A 17,241-nucleotide genomic window follows, 5' to 3' on the forward strand; every position below is an offset into this window, starting at 1 on the left:
GTGACGAGGAATGTCTCGGATGTGACGTGCGAGTTAAATGCATGAGCGGCACATAAGTTAAGTCGGCGGCCCGACGGACCAAACAAAAATTACATGCAATCCATGCTTCGCACCCCCGGCGCGGCATGCACCGTAGACTGGCCGGTGGCCTCGACACGCCAAACAGTCGGAACGGACGGACACATGGTGGATCCGAACAGAGTCGGCGAACCTTCCCGGCAGGAGTTCGCGCAGCAGTGGGGCGGCTCCGGCAGCGTCGTCGACCTCGACGGTCCCGTCCACTGGGTCGAATACGGTGCCGACACCGGATCTCCTCCCGTGGTGATGGTTCACGGACTCGGCGGCTCGCATCTCAACTGGGTCCGGATCGCACCGGCCCTCGCGGAGCGCACCCGGGTGCTGACCGTGGATCTCCCCGGATTCGGGCTCAGTCCGTCCGGGCGCCGCCGGACGGGGGTCGGCGCCAATGCGAAGGTGCTGCATCGTTTCCTCCGCGACGTCGTCGGCGGTCCCGTGATCCTGATGGGCAACTCGATGGGCGGCATGATCTCGCTGTTCGAGACGGCGGCGCACCCCGAGGCGGTTTCGGCGCTGGTTCTCGTCGACCCCGCACTTCCTGTCGCGCAACGAATCCCGGACCCGCGGATCGCCGCGCAGTTCGCGATGTACTTCACGCCGTTCGTGGGGGAGCGGTTCCTGCAGTACTCGAGCAGGAAGTTGACGGACCGGCAGTTGGTCGAGCGGATGATCGACCTGTGCTTCGCCGAGCCGAGCCGGGCGTCGGAAGATTCCCTCGACGCCGCAGCGGCTCTCGCGGGATACCGGCGCGGGCTGCCGTCCGAGGATGCGGCGTTCCTTCAGGCCAGCCGGTCGCTCATGCGGGTCCTGGCTCGCCCGCGCCGATACCTCGACACCATGCGGTCGATCGCACAACCCGTTCTCCTGCTCCACGGCGACCGCGACCGACTGGTCCCGGTCGCGGCGGCCCGCAAGGTGGCGACGGCAAACCCGCGGTGGGACAGCGTGATTCTCGGCAACGTGGGGCACACCCCGCAGCTCGAGGTTCCCGACACGATGCTCGACCACGTGCTCACGTGGGTGGACCGGCACGGACTGATCGACGCCTAGGTTTCGGCCGATCCGCGGGACCCGGCAATCGACTGTGCGAGCGCGCGGAACAGGTGGGTGAGTTCGGGTCTCGTCGCCGTTCCGCTCCGGACGACCCCGCACACCGGGATGCGCAGTCGGTCGTGCGCCTCGCGCAGAAAGCTCAGTCCGCGACGGGGAGTCGCGTCGGCCGTGTCGGCGTACAGCACCGTCCACGACCGCGGGGTCGTGAGGACGTCGAGGGTGGCGGTGTGGTCGCTGGGAATCGACGGTCCGAGCATGACCCGCTGTCCGACCTGCCGGAACGCGTCCTCGACCACGGTGTGGATCAGGATCTGACTGCTGCGTGGCGGCAGCAGCAGGGGGTACGGCGCCAGTTCGCTCAGATCGACGGTCGAGACCCCTGCCAGCGGGTGTTTGCTCGACGTGACGATCACCAGGTCCTCGAGCCCGAATTCCACGGTTTCGAGGCCCGGCCGGTCGACGCCGCCGCGGATGAGCGCGAGGTCGGCGTCGCCCGACGCGACGGCGGTCATCCGGTCGGTGAAGTCCTTGATGACGAATTCGATGTCGAGTTGTGGGAAGTCTTCGCGGACAGCCGATATCGCCTCGAGGCTCTGTGTCGCGAAGCTCATGCTCGCGCTGATGCGGAGCCGGTTGCGGGGATCGAGTCCCACCGACAGCGCGCGGGCCTCGAGGCCCATCATCTCCGCCGCGATGGGCATGAGCCGTTCGCCGGCCGCGGTCAGCCGCGTCGCGCGTGTCGACCGCTCCAGGAGGGTGGTGCCCAACTCGTGTTCGAGCTTGGCGATCTGGTGGCTGATCGCCGACTGGGAAATGAAGCAGCGTTGCGCCGCGCGCGAGAAACTGCCCTCCTCGCCGACCGCGAGGAAGTAGCGAAGCTGTCGGAACTCCATGACCTGAGGTTACGTCCTTCGGTGAAGACTTATGAGCAATCGAGATAACACAATTTCGATTTCCCCAGCTTACTGGCGATTAACCACGGGCGATCCCTAATGTGGAGCTCATACGCGGCGCTAAGTAGACGCCAGAAGCAGTAGGAGGTTTTCGGTGGATCGCACACAGGTCGTCATCGTGGGATCGGGATTCGGCGCCCTCGCGGCGGCGAAGAAGCTCGGCAAGGCAGGCACGCCGTTCGTGCTGATTTCCGAGACCACCGAGCATCTGTTCCAGCCCCTTCTGTACCAGGTCGCCACCGGTGTCATCTCGCCCGGCGAGATCGCCCCGTCCATCCGCGCGATCCTCGCCAAGTACCCCAGCGGCGACGTCCGGCTCGGACGCGTCGTCGACGTCGACCCGGACAAGAAAGAGGTCGTCTACGAGGCCGGCGGGGTCAGCCACACGATCGGCTACGACAGCCTGATCGCCGCGACCGGCGCCCGGCAGGCCTACTTCGGCCACGACGAGTTCGCCGAGGTCACGTACGCGCTCAAGACGGTCGCCGACGCCGACCGGCTGCGCAGGCAGATCGTCCGCTGCTTCGAGGAGGCGCACACCACCTCCGACCCGGAGCGTCGCCGCGACCTGCTGCACTTCATCGTGATCGGTGCCGGTCCGACCGGTGTCGAACTGGCAGGTCAGATCAAGGAACTGGCGGGCCGCTACTTCGAGAAGTCGCTCCGCGACATCACGTCCGAAGACGTCACCGTCACCCTCGTCGAGGGTGCGGGGGAGACGCTGCCCGTGTTCGGCGGCAAGCTCAGCAAGTACACCCAGGACTCGCTCGAACGGGCCGGTGTCGAGGTGGTGCTGGGCACGATGGTGACCGACATCGACGAACACGGCGCCACCCTGTCGTCGCCGAGCACCGGCTTCGAGAAGCGCCTCACGGCGGACACGATCATCTGGTCGGCAGGCATCCAGGCCAACGACTTCGCTGCGGTGCTCGCGGAACGGACCGGCTGCGAGACCGGCCGCGGCGGCCGTCTGCTGGTCGACGAGGACCTCACGGTGGGTCGCTACGACGACATCTACGCGATCGGCGACATGGCGTCGCTGAACAACCTGCCCGCGCAGTCGCCGTTCGCGATGCAGGGTGGGCGGCACGTCGCGGCCATCATCACCGGGAAACGCGCCCTCGGTACGCCGTTCACGTACCGCGACAAGGGCAGCATGGCGATCATCAACCGGTTCCGTGCGATCACCCGCGTGGGCAAGATCGAGCTGACCGGTGTGCTCGCCTGGTTCCTGTGGCTCGCCGTGCACCTCGTCTACCTGGTCGGATTCCGCAACCGGTACGTCGCGGTGATGTCGTGGTGCGGTTCGTTCCTCGGACACCGGCGCCCGCACTTCCACTACGCCCAGGAAATCGAACCTGCCGAGCTGCGCGAGCAGCGGGAGGACGCCGCGGCCTAGCCTGGGTCCATGACCGTCACCAGCGCTGGAGTACTCCTGTATCGCACCGACGATGCGGGGGTGCTCCAGTTGTGGATCGTGCACATGGGTGGCCCGTTCTGGGCGCGCAAGGACGAGGCCGCGTGGTCGATCCCCAAGGGCGAATACGTCGAGGGCGAGGATCCCTACGCGGCCGCACTGCGCGAGTTCGAGGAAGAGATCGGCGCGCCGCCGCCGGCCGTCGAGTACGAGCTGCTCGGCGAATTCCGGCAACCCTCACGCAAGCTGATCACCGTCTACGCGGCGGAGGTGAGCGAGGACGTCACGTTCGTCGAGAGCAACACGTTCGAACTGGAGTGGCCGCCGCGGTCGGGGAAGCGTCAACAGTTCCCCGAGGTCGACGACGCCCGCTGGTTCCCGGCGGATGTGGCCGAGACGAAACTGGTCAAGGGGCAGCGTCCGATAATCCAGGCCTTGCGCCTTCGCCGCCCGTGAGTACTTATTAACCGCGGGGGGGCTGTTGCGGAATTGAGTGAGGGCGGTCCGGGTGCGGGTGTCTCGTGCCGCGGTGGGTGCCGGTGCGGGGTGGCCCCCGCCGGGTCAGGGGGTGGCCGGGAGCGGGGTGCCTGCGGTCAGGTGGGTGAGGATCTTGCCGAGGTTGTGCACGGTGGCGTGGAACGCCCATTCGCTGCGGGCGCGGTCGAGGCCGCGGCTGGTGAAGCGGCGGAATCCGAGGTTGTGTTTGGCGTGCCCGAACACGGTTTCGGCGATGGGTGAGCGTTTGCGGTAGGTGGCGATACCGGCCTCGGTGCGCAGCCGGTGGGTCATGGCCTGGATCGGATCCGCTTGCGGCGGTGGCGGTCCGGTGACCGGATCAGCGGTGGCGGCGGCCTCGAGGTGACGGGATTTGCCGGTGGCGATCAACCGGTCCGGGCCCGGCGCGGTGAGGTTCTCGCGGGAGCAGTAGCCGGCGTCGAAGAGCATCACCCCGATCAGCTCCTCCGGGCTCGTGCCGGTCGGTTCCTTCCCACGTCGGGTGGCGTCGATCAGGTGCGCGGCCGCCCCGGCCTTGTCGACCATCTCGGGGAAATAGTCGTAGTCCGCCGGGCCGGTCCCGACCCCGGTGGCCAGGATCAACCCGTCCTCGCTGGTGAAGGCCTGGCAGTTGTAGCCCTGCACCCAGCCGCCGCCGCGCAGCGGCTGCAACCGCGAGTCGGGGTCGGTGGTGTTGCGGCGCCGCTGCCCGGCGGCGGCGGCGCGCTCACCCTGTTTGCGGAGGGCGGTGTCGAGTTCGGTGCGCCGGCGCCGGACCAGGTGGTGCTCGTCGACCGGCTTCGGTGCGAACCGGGTGCCCCCGCCCCCTGACGCGGTGCGCCCCCGGAACCGCTCGATCACCGACTGCTGGGCGGCGACCGCCTCGGCCAGACGCCGCTCGGCGGCGGCGACCTCGGCCCCGACCGGCACCCGGCCCATCACCGTCTCACCCGCGTCGAGCCGGGCCAGGTAGTCCTGTGCCTTCCCGTCCCGCTCGGACTGTTCGGCCTGCTTCTGCGCGTCGAGCTGTGCCAACGCCTCGGCGATGCGTGCCGAGCGGGTGCTGGGATCGGCCAACTCCGCCGGCACCTGTCCCGGGCCCGGATCGTCCTCGCCGTAGAGGTCGTCCTCGGCGGCGTCACCGGCGGCGTGCGCGGCCGCCGCGGCGGCGGCGATCCGCGCGGCCTCGGCCTCGGCTGCCCGGCGCAGCCCGTCCTCGGTGCGGTTGGCGTCCTTCGATGCGTTCGAGGCGATCTTCACCCCGTCCAACGCGATCGTCTCGAGCCGGCCCAGACCCAACCGTGCGGCCAGCATCAGTACCTGTGTGAACAGGTCCTCGCAGGCGGTGTGGTTGTCCTTGCGGAACCGTGAGATCGTCACGTGATCGGGGGTGTCGCCGGCGCAGATCACCCGGTAGGACACCACCTCCGAGCAGGCCCGCTCGATCTGCCGCGACGACCGCATCCCCCGCGACCACGCCCAGATCAGCAGGGTCACCAGCATGTCCGGGTCGTACCCGGCGCGCCCGGCGCCTCCGGTGCGGCGAGAGCCGTGAAAGGCGCTGGTGTCGAGATGGGTGTCGACGATCTCGATCACCGTCCACACCGGATGCGTGGGCGGCACCCACTCCCGCATGTCCGGTGGCAACAAAAACTGCTGATCACGATTCACCGGTCGATACCCCTTGGCCACCAACACATTATCCAAGAAACATCAGGTCGGGGCGCCGCGGCACGCGGACACCCCGACCCGGAAATTTGAAACAGCCCCCCGGACGTTAATAAGTACTCACGGGCGCGGGAGCGCACGCCAGACGGCGGCGGGGGTCATCGGGATCCGACGGAGCCGGGCGCCGGTGGCGTCCGCGATCGCATTGGCCAGGGCAGGGGCCACCGGGTTGTACGGGGACTCGCTCATCGACTTGGCGCCGTGCGGGCCCAGTTCGTCGTAGGTGTCCGCGAAGTAGACCTCGGTGTCCGGCACGTCCACGAGCTGCGGGAGGTGATAATTCCGGAGCTGCGGGTTGAGCACCGTCCCGGCGCCGTCGAGCAGGATCTCCTCGTACAGTGCGCTGCCGATCGCCTGCGCGACGCCGCCCTCGACCTGCCCGCGGCACTGCTGCGGGTTGAGGACCGTACCCGCATCCGCCGCCTGGATGGACTGCAGGATGCGGACCTCCCCGGTGACGGTGTCGACGGCCACCCGGAACGCGTGCACGTTGAACACCACCGAGCGGGGGGTGCCATCGTGCCTGCCCTCGGCGCGGATCGGTCCCTCGGGCACCAGCTTGTCGAGTTCGACGACCCGCCCAGCCACCTCGACGGCCTCGGGTGTCAGCGCGCAGTCGGCGTCCTCGGTCGCACCCGCGACGCGGCGAGCAACCTCGAACAGCTGCTCCCGTAACCGGGTTCCCGCAAGATGCACCGCCTTCCCGGCGACCACCGTGCCTGCCGAACCGAACGCGCCGGTGTCGTGCCCGGCGACGTCGGTGTCGGACTGCAGCACGCTGATCCGGTCGGCGGTGGTGCCCAACGCGGACGCGGCGAGCTGGGCGTGGACGGTGGTGGTGCCGTTGCCGAACTCCGCGGTGCCCACCCGCAGTTCGTACCGGCCACCTTCGACGAGAGTGCAGGACACGTCCGCGAAGTGCCCCCGCGGTGGAATGGTCGCGATCATCGACGCCGCCATGCCCTCACCGACCCGCCACTGCGGGCCGTCCGGCGGGCGCACGTCGTTGCCGCGGCGCAGCGCGGCCTCCGCCAGGTCGAGGCATTGATCGAGTCCGTAACTGCCGTATGTGAGGTCGCCGTGCTCCACCTCGGCGTCGACGAAATCGTCACCCGGAACGACCACGTTGCGGCGGCGCAGTTCGAACGGATCGATGCCCAGCTGCGTCGCCAGCTGATCGAGCGCGGATTCCACCGCGAAGATGACCTGGCCCAGACCGTAGCCGCGGAACGCCCCGGACGGCAGGTTGTTGGTGTAGACGGCCTGGGCGTCCACCCGCTTGTTCGGCGACCGGTACAGGGCAACGGATTCGCTGCAGCCGTGGAACATCACGCCCACCGAATGATTGCCGTACGCACCGGCGTCCGAGAGCACGTCGACGGCGAGCGCCGTCAGCTTTCCGTCGCCGTCGGCGCCGACCTTCACCGAGACCCGCATGGGATGCCGGCACGGGGCGATCGTGAACTGGTCGGAGCGGGTGAACTCGTACTGGACCGGTCTGCCGGTACGCAGAACGGCGAGGGCGACGAGATCCTCGACCAGCATTTCCTGTTTGGCGCCGAAGCCGCCCCCGATGCGGGCGGTGAACACCCGGACCTGTGAGCGGTCGCGCGAGAACAGGTGGGCGAGTTCGTCGCGGACGAGGAAGGGCACCTGGGTGCTGCTGCGGAGGGTGAGACGCCCGTCGGAGTCGAGCCAGCCGATGGCCGAGTGGGTTTCGAGATGCGCGTGCTGCACGCGTTGCGTCTGCCACGTGCCCTCCACCACGGCACCCGTGTCCCGCGCCGCCGCGAGCCCGGCAGCGAGGTCGCCGACTTCGCCGTGGACTTCCGCCACCAGGTTCCGTGCCGGGTCCGCGATCCGGGAATCGGCGCCCTTGTCACCGTGCAGCAGGGGGGCACCGGGACGGCGTGCCAGGTCGGGATCGAAGACCGCTTCCAGTACTTCGTACTCCACGTCGATCAGTTCCACTGCACGCCGGGCGATGTCGACGGAGTCGGCCACGACGGCCGCGACCCGTTGCCCCCGGAACCGGAGGATCGTGTCGAACACGTAGGTGTCGTCGGGGTCGTCGGTGCGGAACTCGTGGCGGGCCGTGGAGAAGGCGACGTCGGGACTGTCGCGGTGGGTGAGCACCGCGTGGACGCCGGGCAGCCTCTCCGCGGCGGACGTGTCGAGTCGGGTGATGCGGGCGTGCGCATGCGGGCTGCCGAGTATCTGGATGTGCGTCAGACCCTCGAGGGCCAGGTCGAGTGTGTAGGGCTCGGCGCCGCACACCACCCGGGCGGCTGCGGGCGCGGGAATGGACCGGCCGAACGACTCACCGGCACGGTCCGATTCGGTGGTGCACACGCCGCCGACAGCGTCGCGAATGGCGCGATAGCCGGTGCAGCGGCACAGATTTCCCTTCAGTGAGCGCGGCAGGTCGGCGCGTTGACCGGAGTCGAGCGCGGACGCGGTCACGACAATCCCGGGTGTACAGAACCCGCACTGGAAGCCCGCCGCGTCGACGAACTGCTGCTGCACGGGGTGGAGTCGGTCGGGACTGCCGAGACCGGCCGCAGTGGTCACCTCGCGGTTCTCGGCGCGGTGCGCCGGCACCACACACGAGTGCACCGGGACGCCGTCGAGCAGTACGGAACAGGCGCCGCAATCGCCGGCGTCGCAGCCCTTCTTGACCGCGAACCGCTGCTGTTCCCGCAGGAAGGTGCGCAGGCACTGACCGGGCCGGGGGTCGGCATCCACCGACTGTCCGTCGACCGTCAACTTCATTCCAGCTCCCTCCTGATCTCCTCGGCGAGTACTCCCGTGACGTGACGCCGCCAGTCCGCGGCGCCATGCGCGTCGGTCAGGTAGTCGTCGGGGGAGATCCGTTCCGACAGGGACTCGCTCACCACGTCGGGGCCGGGAACGGCGGGGAAGCGGAGGACGAACGGGCGGACGGTCGACGCGGTGACGGTCAGCGCGAAACCGTCCGCGTCGACCCGTCCGGCCAGCAGCGCGCCGGACCGTCCGAGCGGCGAGTACGCGATCTTGCGCAGCGACGTGCGGCCCCGCAACGCGCTGGCGGGGAGGTGGATGCTGCGGATCAGGTCACCGGCTCCGAGCACCGTGCGACCGGCATCGGTGACGAATCGGTCGACCGGAACCCGGCGATCGTCCCCGTCGGCCGTCCAGATCAGGAGTTCGGCGTCGAGCGCGCAGCACAGCGTGATCATGGCCCCGGCCGGGAGCGCCAGCGCGAGGTTGCCGCCGACGGTCGCGGTGTGCCAGATCTTCCACGACGCGACCAGGGACTCGGCGCACGGCCGGAACAGGCTCGTCGCCGTCCACTCGGCGGGAAGCGATGCGTTGCAGAGGTTCTCGATGGTGCACGTCGCGGCGAGCTCGAGTCCGTCGTCGTGGACAGTGATCGCAGGCCAGTCGAGGGTGGTCAGGTCCACCAATCGGGTCACCGTCGGCTGGGGTTCCGAATACAGCCAGGTTCCGCCCGCCAGGAACGCCGTTCCAGGTTCCGGGGCCGGCAGGTCGTCACGGCTGCGCGGCACCGAGAGTTCCGTCACGAACGACAGATCCATCGACTCACCCCGCCTTACGCACCAGGGCCCGGTGGGCCTGCTCGACCTCCGCGGCGACGTTCTCCTCGTTCACGGTGATCACTCTCCCACGCTCGACGACGGCCCGCCCGTTCACCAGAAGCAACTCCAGCGGCGGTGTGACTCCGAGTACGAGCGCCGCCACCGGGTCGGTGATGCCGGAATGTGCGAGGGTGTCGACCCGCCACAGTGCGAGATCGGCCAGTTTGCCGGGCTCGAGGGAGCCGAGTTCGTCCTCCCTGCCGAGGACCCGGGCCCCGCCGCGGGTGGCGAGTTCGAGGGCGGTGCGCACCGTCATCTCGCCCGGGCCGCCGCGGGCCCGGGCGAACAGCACGGCGTGCCGGGCCTCCTCGAGCATGTTGCACGCCTCGTTGCTGGCGGCGCCGTCGACTCCGAGCCCCAGCGGAACCCCCGCTGCGTGGAGATCCTTGGCGCGGGCGATCCCGGCGCCGAGGCGGGCATTGGACGTGGGGCAGTGGGCCGCCCCGGTTCCGGTGCCTGCCATCGCCGCGATCGCGACGTCGTCCAGGTGGACGGCATGCGCGTACCAGACGTCGGGGCCCACCCAGCCGAGTTGCTCCATGTACTGCACCGGGGTGCAGCCGAACCGCTCGTGGCAGAAGTCCTGCTCGTCAAGGGTTTCCGCGAGATGGGTGTGCAGCCGCACGCCTGCCGAACGGGCCAGGGCCGCGGCCTCGGTCAGGAGGTCGCCGGTGACGGAGAACGGCGAGCAGGGGGCCACCGCGATCCTCAGCATCGAGTCGGGAGCCGGGTCGTGCCAGCGGTCGATGACGTCCTGGGTGCCCTTCAGAACGTCCTCGAGACGCTCCACCACCGAATCCGGTGGCAGCCCGCCCTGACTGTGGCCGAGGTCCATCGACCCTCGGCTGGGGTGGAATCGGAGCCCGACGGTCTGCGCGGCCTCGATCTCGGCGCCGAACACGTCGCCGCCGTCGCGTGGCACGACGTAGTGGTGGTCCGTAGTGGTCGTGCACCCGTGCTTCGCCAGCCAGGCGAGACCGCCGGTGGCGGCGGTCCGGACGGCGTCGGCGTCGATGCCCGCCCAGATCGGGTAGAGGGTGGTCAGCCAGCCGAACAGGGTGTCGTCGGCGGCGAGCCCGCGGGTGATCCACTGGTACAGGTGATGGTGCGTGTTCACCAGCCCGGGAGTGAGCAGGCAACCCCGCCCGTCGACCACCCGCGCACCGTCGATCACGGGCGCGCGGCCGGCACCGACGTCGGCGATGCGGTTGCCCCGCACGACGACGTACCCGTCCGGGTACTCGGTGCCCGCCGCGTCGACAGTGGCGACGTACGCGCCGGAGACGACGACGGTGCCCGGGCCGGCGTTCATCAGCTGAGCCAGCCCGCGTACGCCGACCAGGCGGGTCCGGCGTCCGGAGCGTCGGACCGCTGCACCGTCGCCTGGATCAGGCCGTAGGGGCGGTCGGCGGCGTGGAAGACCTCGTTGTCGTTCTCCACACCGAAGCGGGCGAGGTCGTGGGCGAAGTGGTGCTTGTTCGGCGCGGACAGGCGCACTTCCGCGAGCACGGGGTAGCGTTCGAGGATCGCCTTGCCGATCTCGTACAGCGTCTGCTGGAGTGCGAGCGAGTGGACGGTCGCGAACGTCGCGACGATCTGCTCCTTGATGCCGGCATAGACACCGTTCCAGTCCACGTCGGTGGTGACGAACCGCCATTGCACGACAAGCGAAGTCGCCATCACGCGGTCGTGGGTCTCCTCGAGGATTGTGTACTCGTCCTTCAGGAATCCGAAGAACTCGCTGCCCGTGGACTTGAGGATCACCAGATCCTTCAGCCCGCCGACCACCCACGTGCCGTCGCCGTCGACGGTGATCGCCGCGGTGCGCACCTCCTCACCCTTGCGCACCCAGGTGTGGTCGTGCTCCGCTCCGTCGACCACCGCGCGCTGCCAGGCGTATTCCTCGATCTCGATGCGGGCGCCCTCGACCGGGGCCACGTCGTCCACGAAGTGCCGTGCCAGCGTGAGCCCGTACTCCTCGATGGAGTCGAGTCCCTTCTCCTTCGCGTAGGAGTACGCCGTCTGCTTCTGGGTGTCGGTGGGCAGCACCGAACTCTGGTCGCCGGCGAGATGCGCCGCCGAGAAGTCGCCGCGCAGGCAGGTCGACACGCTCACGTCCCGGATCTCGTGCCGGGGGGTGTCGCGGTAGATCCGCACGATGCGGTTCTCGGCTTTGCCGTACTGGTGGTCGCCCAGGACGATGGCGCCGGTGAGGTCGGTCATTCTTCAGCTCCCGCGGTAGGTGGAATAGGCGTAGGGGGACAACAGCAACGGGACGTGGTAACCGCGCTGCGGGTCGTCGAGGACGAACGTGACGGAGACCTCCGGGTAGAACGTCTCCTGGCCGCGGGCGGCGAAGTACTCGCCGGTCTCGAAGACCAGCGAATAGGTGGCCGCGATCAGACCCTCGGGAGCGATCTCGGCTATGCGGCCGTCCGCATCGGTCGACGCGCTCGCGATGACGTCGCGTTCAGGTGACAGCAGGTGAACGAACATCCCGGCCGCGGGTGTGCCGTCGGTGGCGTCGAGCACATGGGTGCTGAGGATCTTGGACATCAGTGTTCGGTGTCTCCGATCTCGCCGAGAAGGCGTTCGAGGCGTATCCGGTTGATGGCGGCCAGTTCGGTCCGCAGGATCTTGCGCTCCGTCGCGCTGTCGTTGCCGAGGCGGTCGCGCAGCACGTCGAGCAGTTCCTGCGCCGACCGGCCGGACGCGCACACCAGGTAGACGTGCCCGAACTTCTGCTCGTACTCCTCGTTCCCGGCCCGCAGGCGCGCGCGGACGTCGTCGTCGGCGGAGGCGACCGCCGATTGTTCGCGAGCGGAGGACGGGTTGTCGGCCCGGTCGCCGATCCTCGGGTGGCCGGCCAGGGCCGCGTCGATCTCGGACTCCGTCAGGTCGCCGAGAACGTTGTCGGCGGCGGTGTACAGCGCGTCGGCGGACGGAAACGGGCGGCCCGCGGCGACCCGCTCCGCCCACACCGCCGACGAGCAGCACTGCACGAGCAGATCGGCGGCCCGCGCGTCGCTCAGTGCGTTGAACGCGATCAGGCCGTGCGGTTCGGTCATGAGGGCTCCTCGCTCGTGCGCCTTTTCGGTACCTCTGGCTACCACTATGGCGCACCGGTGGCGGTCAATTCGGCGATAAGCCCCGCTTCGTCGACCCTGGTGCTGTGCCCGTCCCGGATCAGTACTTCGCCGTCGACCAGGACGGTGTCGACGATCTGCCGGCTCCCGGTGGTCAACAGCGTCGCGCCCGGATCGCGGACCGGCAGGCAACCGAAGTCGCGCTCGAAGCGGATCACGGTCAGGTCGGCTGGGCCACCGACGGAAACACCGTCTGGGCGGGACGCGAAACCGAGATTCCCGTTCGCGCCGTTCGTCGCGAGGTCCATCATGGCGTCGAATCCGAACAGGTCGGCCGTCTTGCGGTGGGCCCGCTGCACGTAGGCGCCCATGCGCAGCGTTTCGAGCATGTCCTGGGTGTCGTTGCTGGCGGCGCCGTCGACGCCGAGCCCGACCGCGATCCCCGCCGCGAGCATCTCCGGGACGGGGGCGACACCGCTTCCGAGTCGCATGTTGCTCATCGGGTTGTACGAGACGGCCACACCGCAGCGGGCCAGCACCTCGCGCCCGTGGGCGTCGAGTTCGCAGCAGTGCACGGCGAGCAACCGGTCCCACAGGAACCCGTTCGTGTCGAGATAGTCGACCGCGCCGGCGCCGGCATGCTCACGGCACATCACGTCGTCGGTGGGCGTCTCCAGCAGGTGGATCGACACGGTCATGTCGCGTTCGCCGGCGAACTGCCGCACCGCTGCCATCCCCTCCGGCGTCAGCGATCGGGGATTCGGGACGGCCAGACCGACCGTGACGCGTGTGCCGTCGGCCTGCTTGACCAGCTGGTCGGTGTGCTCGAGCACCCCGGCCAGCGGCTGCAGGAGGCGCGGGTCGACGCCCCACTTGCGCGTTGCGTCCGCCCGGTCCGCGACTCCGCGACCGAGGAGCGCCCGCACCCCGGTGTGCTCCAGGGCGCGCAGCACCGCGTCGTGCACGTCCGGAGACGGATGCGGCCACATGTGCTCGACCAGCGCCGTGGTGCCGCTGCGCAGGGCGTCGAGACTTGCGGCGACCGCGGCCAGATACGCCCGCTCGGGGGTGATGACCGCGGACTCCTCACCCACGGTCAGCAGCCAGCTGAGCAGCGGCTGCCCCTCGCCGATGCCGCGCATCAACGACTGCTGCAGGTGGGTGTGGGTGTTGACGAATCCGGGGATCAGGTAGGCACCCGACCCGTCGACGGCCGTGGCCCCCGACGGCGCCGGAGCGGTCGGGCGGATCTCGGTGATCAGACCGTCGGCGATCAGGACGTCGCGGTGCGGCAGCCAGCTGCCGTTCGAGTAGACGGTGACATCGGAAATCAGATCGGCATGCATCCGCATCCTCCATGGGTTCTCGGGAGTGCGGCTGGTTCGCGCCCGCCGGACACGGGTTCGCCCGTTGCTCGTTTCAGCCATGGGCAACGTGCTCCGAAATATAGGAGGCTCGTGTGTCCATCAGATTTCCTGTGCGGAAACAGTTCTCGGACCGACCGAGGCGCAGAAGTCGACGAGTGCCGTGAGCAGGGCCGCGCGCGCCGACAGCTGCGGGGCGTGATCGCTGTCCAGTGTCACCACCTGCGCGCCCGGCACCCGGGCCTGCATCGCACGCTGCGTCACGAGCGGCACCGAACGGTCGAGCGTCGCCTCCACGTACAGGCGGGGGACGGAGCCGAACCGCTCCGGCGTCCACGCCGGGGCCATCAGACGTGCAGTCTCGAGTTGCGGCAGCAGCTTTCGCGCAGCAGCAATTGCAGCACCGGCCGACGACTCGTGAAAGAACACGGCGGCCGCCGCTTCCGGCGGCACGACGGTTCCGGACCCGTCGGGGGTGGACTCCAGCCAGGCCGAGATCCCGACCGGTTCCGGTAGACCCAGGTCTCCGCAGAGGTCGCCGAAAGTGCTTCCCGAGGGCAGCATCATTCCGGCGACGTACGCCATACCCGAGATCCGGTGCGGAAGGCGTTCGGCCACCTGGGTGGCCACGATGCCGCCTCCGGAGTGGCCGACCACGAACACGGGCCCGTCCAGCGAATCGATATGTGCGACCACCACATCCGCGACGTCGTCCAGATCGGTTCGCGCGCCGTCCGGCCAGCTCCCCACGCCGGGAAGATCGAGCGGGTGCGGCTCGTACCCGCTGTTGCGCAACGGCTCCAGAAGTGTGTCCCACACCCAGCTGCCCGCCCACGCGCCGTGAATCAATACGACGTGCCCACGATTCACCGGGCGGCCGCCCGTTCCGCGGCGGCGAGGACCCGCTCGGTCTCCCGCCCCGCGGCGGTGTTCTTCTTGCCGTGACGGGAACCCGCCAGTTTCGCCTCGATGTGCTCACGGACCGTCACCGGCGCGTACCCGTCGTCGGAGTGTTCGCACAGTCCCGGCAGGGTCGCGATCACCGCGTCGACGTTGCCGTCGTGGAAGAACGCCGCCGATCGGCGGCGCTTGATCGTTCCGTCGACGACGGGCGGAGTCACCCGGTGCAGCGTCGACATCCACCGGTCGTTCGTGAGCCGGGCGGTGAGGTCGCCGAGGTTGACGAGCAGTGCGCCCTCCGCGGGACTCACATCGTGCCAGCGCTCGTCGCGCCCGAGAACCTGCAGGCCGGCCACCCGGTCGGCCCACAGCACCGTGACCAGTCCGAAGTCGGTGTGCTCACCCATGCCGGTCAGCTCGCCGTCCAGGGTGACACTGCCTTCCGGCAGCGCGTAGTTGTTCATGCGGAGGACGTCGATGGAATGGTCGGTCAGGGCGGTGAAGAAACCCGGATCGAGCCCGAGGGCGTCGGCGAAGATCCGCGTCAGGGTGTGGGCGACGCGCTCGCCGTGCGCGTAGTACTCCTGGACGGAGTCGGTGAACGAGGGCACCTCGGGCCACACGTTCAGTCCGTAGTCGGCCTCGGAAAGGTTCAGGTCCGGGAACGACCGGGCCTCCGTCCCGACGTTGTAGGCCTCGAAGAAGTCGTTCATCCGGGTGGCCGATTCGACGCCCAGGCTCAGGCTGAGCGACTCGCTCTTCGGCGGGCTGTACCCGCGGTTCGCGCCCTCCACGCGATACGTCTTCTTCGTCTCCAGGGGCAGCGCGAAGAAGTCGTCGACGGCGCCGGCGAGTCCCTCGATCACCGGTTCGGGGATGCCGTGACCGAGGATCTGGATGAATCCGACTGTGGCGCAAGCGGAGTCGATCTCGCGCGCCACCCGGGCGCGTTCCGAGTCGGACCCGCCGGTCACGTACGAGGAGATGTCGATCACGGGGACGTCGAACGGCTCAGGCACGGGCGGCAACATGCGGCTCCTCGGAGGTCGGGGAAACGGGGTCGGCTGCGATGACGGGTGCGGAGGCGGCGCGGGCCGCGGCGCCGATCCGGGTGTGATTGAACAGCAGGTTCAGGGAGAACGCGGAGATCGCGGCGAGTGTGATGCCGCTGCCGAGCAGGATCTGGGCGGACGAGTTGAAATGCTCGAACATGCCCTCGGCGAACTCGGGGAGCAGGCCGATGCCCACCGACACCGCGACGATGGTGGTGTTGATCCGGTCGCTGAGATCCACCTTGCGGAGCGTGTTCATCCCCACCACGGCGACCGTCGAGAACAGGATGATGCCGACACCGCCGACGACCGGGGCGGGCAGGGCCGCGACGACGGTGCCCATCCTCGGGACGAGTCCGAGGACGATCAGGATGGCACCGCTGGTAGCCGTCACGTACCGGCTGTGGATGCGGGTGGTGGCGACGGCTCCGACGTTCTGCGTGAAGATCGTGTCGACGAATGCGTTGAAGATGCCGCCGAGTACGCCGGACAGCGCATCGCCGACGAGTCCGCGAGCCACGTCGCCCTTGGTGAGCGGCTTGCCGGTGATCTCGCCGAGGGCCAGCATGCTCGCCGTCGACTCCGCGAACACCACGGCCATCACGATGCTCATCGCCACCACTGCCGTGATCGGGAACTCCGGTGCCCCGAAGTGGAACGGCGCGGTGATGCCGAACCAGGGGCTGCCGGAGACGCCGCCCAGGTCGATCAGGCCCATCGGAATTGCGACGAGCGTGCCGATCACGAGGGCGAGGAGCACGCCGAGCTGGGTCCAGATCCCGCGGCCGAGGCACAGGAATGCGATCGCGACGAGCACGACGACCCCGGCGAGCATGATGTTGCCGGGATCCGCGAAAGTGGCTGCCGTCGGATCGTTTCCGACGACGAGACCGGCGGCGACGCCGATCAGGGAGATGCCGACGACGGTGAGGACGACGCCGGTGACCAGCGGTGGGAAGAACCGGATCAGCCGCGCGAAGGGTACGGCGAGGGCGAGTCCGACGACGCCGCCTGCGAGCATCGAGCCGTACACCGCCTGCAGCCCGTATTCCTTGGCGATGAGGATCATCGGAGTCAGCCCGGCGAACGTCGCGCCACAGACGATCGGCAGCCGTGCGCCCGCAAGCTTCCCCACCCCGAGGCTCTGGATGATCGTGATGATCCCGGCGATCAGAAGGTCGGCGCTGATCAGTAACGCGACGGTGGACTTGTCGAGTCCTACTGCGGCCCCGAAGACCAGCGGAACGGTGATGCAGCCGGTGTACATGATGAGCACGTGCTGCAGACCGAAGGCCGCCTGCCGCACCAAGGGCAGGCGCTGGTCGACTGCGTGGAAGGACATGGGTCGATCTCCGTCCGAGTGAAGGGAGCGTTCGAGTTCACGTTCTATTGAGCACGCCAATCTTTACTAAGCAGGGTCAATTTCGTTTCGTCCGTGTTATCAGTCGCGGATTCCGCGAAACACGGTGCTAGCGTT

The 17,241-nt window shown here is 68.9% G+C and carries 15 protein-coding genes; 3 read left to right on the forward strand and 12 right to left on the reverse strand.

All coding sequences use genetic code 11. The features are described 5' to 3' along the window. Positions 1 to 183: 183 nt before the first annotated feature. Entirely contained in the window at positions 184 to 1,128 is a 945-nt protein-coding gene (locus tag PSR88_RS22935) for an alpha/beta fold hydrolase (RefSeq protein ID WP_029539628.1), read from the forward strand. On the opposite strand, the gene PSR88_RS22940 is transcribed toward PSR88_RS22935, so the two are convergent. After that, complete coding sequence (locus PSR88_RS22940) at positions 1,125 to 2,024, reverse strand: LysR family transcriptional regulator (RefSeq protein WP_009477562.1); 900 nt, start codon at positions 2,022 to 2,024, stop codon at positions 1,125 to 1,127. The genes PSR88_RS22935 and PSR88_RS22940 overlap by 4 nt on opposite strands. A 154-nt stretch (positions 2,025 to 2,178) precedes the next feature. Here PSR88_RS22940 and PSR88_RS22945 point away from each other — a divergent pair, with 154 nt between their 5' ends. Further along, positions 2,179 to 3,483, forward strand: a complete 1,305-nt coding sequence (locus PSR88_RS22945) for an NAD(P)/FAD-dependent oxidoreductase (RefSeq protein ID WP_009477563.1) — start codon at positions 2,179 to 2,181, stop codon at positions 3,481 to 3,483. A 9-nt stretch (positions 3,484 to 3,492) separates the two neighbouring features. Then, positions 3,493 to 3,957, forward strand: coding sequence for an NUDIX domain-containing protein (locus PSR88_RS22950; protein WP_011596890.1), 465 nt, complete (start codon positions 3,493 to 3,495; stop codon positions 3,955 to 3,957). Positions 3,958 to 4,062: 105 nt separating this feature from the next. Here PSR88_RS22950 and PSR88_RS22955 read toward each other — a convergent pair whose 3' ends face one another. From PSR88_RS22955 to PSR88_RS23005, 11 genes are all read right to left on the reverse strand, one after another. Continuing rightward, the gene (locus tag PSR88_RS22955) at positions 4,063 to 5,667 is read right to left on the reverse strand and encodes a transposase (protein WP_342338459.1); all 1,605 of its coding nucleotides are present in this window, start codon (positions 5,665 to 5,667) and stop codon (positions 4,063 to 4,065) included. A 117-nt stretch (positions 5,668 to 5,784) separates the two neighbouring features. Beyond that, the gene (locus tag PSR88_RS22960) at positions 5,785 to 8,496 is read right to left on the reverse strand and encodes a molybdopterin-dependent oxidoreductase (RefSeq protein WP_016884100.1); all 2,712 of its coding nucleotides are present in this window, start codon (positions 8,494 to 8,496) and stop codon (positions 5,785 to 5,787) included. Next, positions 8,493 to 9,302 carry an FAD binding domain-containing protein gene (locus tag PSR88_RS22965; RefSeq protein ID WP_016884099.1) on the reverse strand — a complete coding sequence of 270 codons (810 nt, stop codon included), beginning with the start codon at positions 9,300 to 9,302 and terminating at the stop codon, positions 8,493 to 8,495. The genes PSR88_RS22960 and PSR88_RS22965 overlap by 4 nt, the downstream gene beginning before the upstream one ends. A gap of 4 nt (positions 9,303 to 9,306) precedes the next feature. After that, positions 9,307 to 10,674 carry an 8-oxoguanine deaminase gene (locus tag PSR88_RS22970; protein ID WP_016884098.1) on the reverse strand — a complete coding sequence of 456 codons (1,368 nt, stop codon included), beginning with the start codon at positions 10,672 to 10,674 and terminating at the stop codon, positions 9,307 to 9,309. Beyond that, entirely contained in the window at positions 10,674 to 11,585 is a 912-nt protein-coding gene (gene pucL, locus PSR88_RS22975) for a factor-independent urate hydroxylase (protein WP_016884097.1), read from the reverse strand. The genes PSR88_RS22970 and pucL overlap by 1 nt, the downstream gene beginning before the upstream one ends. 3 nt (positions 11,586 to 11,588) lie before the next feature. Then, a complete protein-coding gene (uraH, locus tag PSR88_RS22980; RefSeq protein WP_009477569.1) occupies positions 11,589 to 11,918 on the reverse strand; it encodes a hydroxyisourate hydrolase in 330 nt (109 codons plus the stop codon). Further along, on the reverse strand, positions 11,918 to 12,430 hold the full coding sequence (gene uraD / locus PSR88_RS22985; RefSeq protein ID WP_016884096.1) for a 2-oxo-4-hydroxy-4-carboxy-5-ureidoimidazoline decarboxylase: 513 nt from the start codon (positions 12,428 to 12,430) through the stop codon (positions 11,918 to 11,920). Before uraD ends, uraH begins: the two co-directional genes overlap by 1 nt. Positions 12,431 to 12,474: 44 nt before the next feature. Continuing rightward, positions 12,475 to 13,794 carry an amidohydrolase family protein gene (locus PSR88_RS22990; RefSeq protein WP_016884095.1) on the reverse strand — a complete coding sequence of 440 codons (1,320 nt, stop codon included), beginning with the start codon at positions 13,792 to 13,794 and terminating at the stop codon, positions 12,475 to 12,477. Between the two features lie 120 nt (positions 13,795 to 13,914). Continuing rightward, the gene (locus PSR88_RS22995) at positions 13,915 to 14,682 is read right to left on the reverse strand and encodes an alpha/beta fold hydrolase (RefSeq protein ID WP_011596898.1); all 768 of its coding nucleotides are present in this window, start codon (positions 14,680 to 14,682) and stop codon (positions 13,915 to 13,917) included. Continuing rightward, positions 14,679 to 15,743 (reverse strand): isopenicillin N synthase family dioxygenase, encoded by a 1,065-nt coding sequence (locus PSR88_RS23000; protein ID WP_016884094.1) that lies wholly within the window; start codon positions 15,741 to 15,743, stop codon positions 14,679 to 14,681. The genes PSR88_RS22995 and PSR88_RS23000 overlap by 4 nt, the downstream gene beginning before the upstream one ends. After that, the gene (locus PSR88_RS23005) at positions 15,724 to 17,106 is read right to left on the reverse strand and encodes a nucleobase:cation symporter-2 family protein (RefSeq protein ID WP_016884093.1); all 1,383 of its coding nucleotides are present in this window, start codon (positions 17,104 to 17,106) and stop codon (positions 15,724 to 15,726) included. Before PSR88_RS23005 ends, PSR88_RS23000 begins: the two co-directional genes overlap by 20 nt. Positions 17,107 to 17,241: the final 135 nt, after the last annotated feature.

Origin of the sequence: Rhodococcus sp. DK176 (assembly GCF_038447315.2) — a bacterium.
Classification (GTDB): domain Bacteria; phylum Actinomycetota; class Actinomycetes; order Mycobacteriales; family Mycobacteriaceae; genus Rhodococcus_F; species Rhodococcus_F jostii_A.

Coding starts and splice junctions, on each gene's coding strand:
- PSR88_RS22935 (WP_029539628.1), top strand. CDS start 184: ATGGTGGATCCGAACAGAGTCGGCGAACCTTCCCGGCAGGAGTTCGCG.
- PSR88_RS22940 (WP_009477562.1), bottom strand. CDS start 2,024: ATGGAGTTCCGACAGCTTCGCTACTTCCTCGCGGTCGGCGAGGAGGGC.
- PSR88_RS22950 (WP_011596890.1), top strand. CDS start 3,493: ATGACCGTCACCAGCGCTGGAGTACTCCTGTATCGCACCGACGATGCG.
- PSR88_RS22960 (WP_016884100.1), bottom strand. CDS start 8,496: ATGAAGTTGACGGTCGACGGACAGTCGGTGGATGCCGACCCCCGGCCC.
- PSR88_RS22965 (WP_016884099.1), bottom strand. CDS start 9,302: ATGGATCTGTCGTTCGTGACGGAACTCTCGGTGCCGCGCAGCCGTGAC.
- PSR88_RS22970 (WP_016884098.1), bottom strand. CDS start 10,674: ATGAACGCCGGCCCGGGCACCGTCGTCGTCTCCGGCGCGTACGTCGCC.
- pucL (WP_016884097.1), bottom strand. CDS start 11,585: ATGACCGACCTCACCGGCGCCATCGTCCTGGGCGACCACCAGTACGGC.
- uraH (WP_009477569.1), bottom strand. CDS start 11,918: ATGTCCAAGATCCTCAGCACCCATGTGCTCGACGCCACCGACGGCACA.
- uraD (WP_016884096.1), bottom strand. CDS start 12,430: ATGACCGAACCGCACGGCCTGATCGCGTTCAACGCACTGAGCGACGCG.
- PSR88_RS22990 (WP_016884095.1), bottom strand. CDS start 13,794: ATGCATGCCGATCTGATTTCCGATGTCACCGTCTACTCGAACGGCAGC.
- PSR88_RS23000 (WP_016884094.1), bottom strand. CDS start 15,743: ATGTTGCCGCCCGTGCCTGAGCCGTTCGACGTCCCCGTGATCGACATC.
- PSR88_RS23005 (WP_016884093.1), bottom strand. CDS start 17,106: ATGTCCTTCCACGCAGTCGACCAGCGCCTGCCCTTGGTGCGGCAGGCG.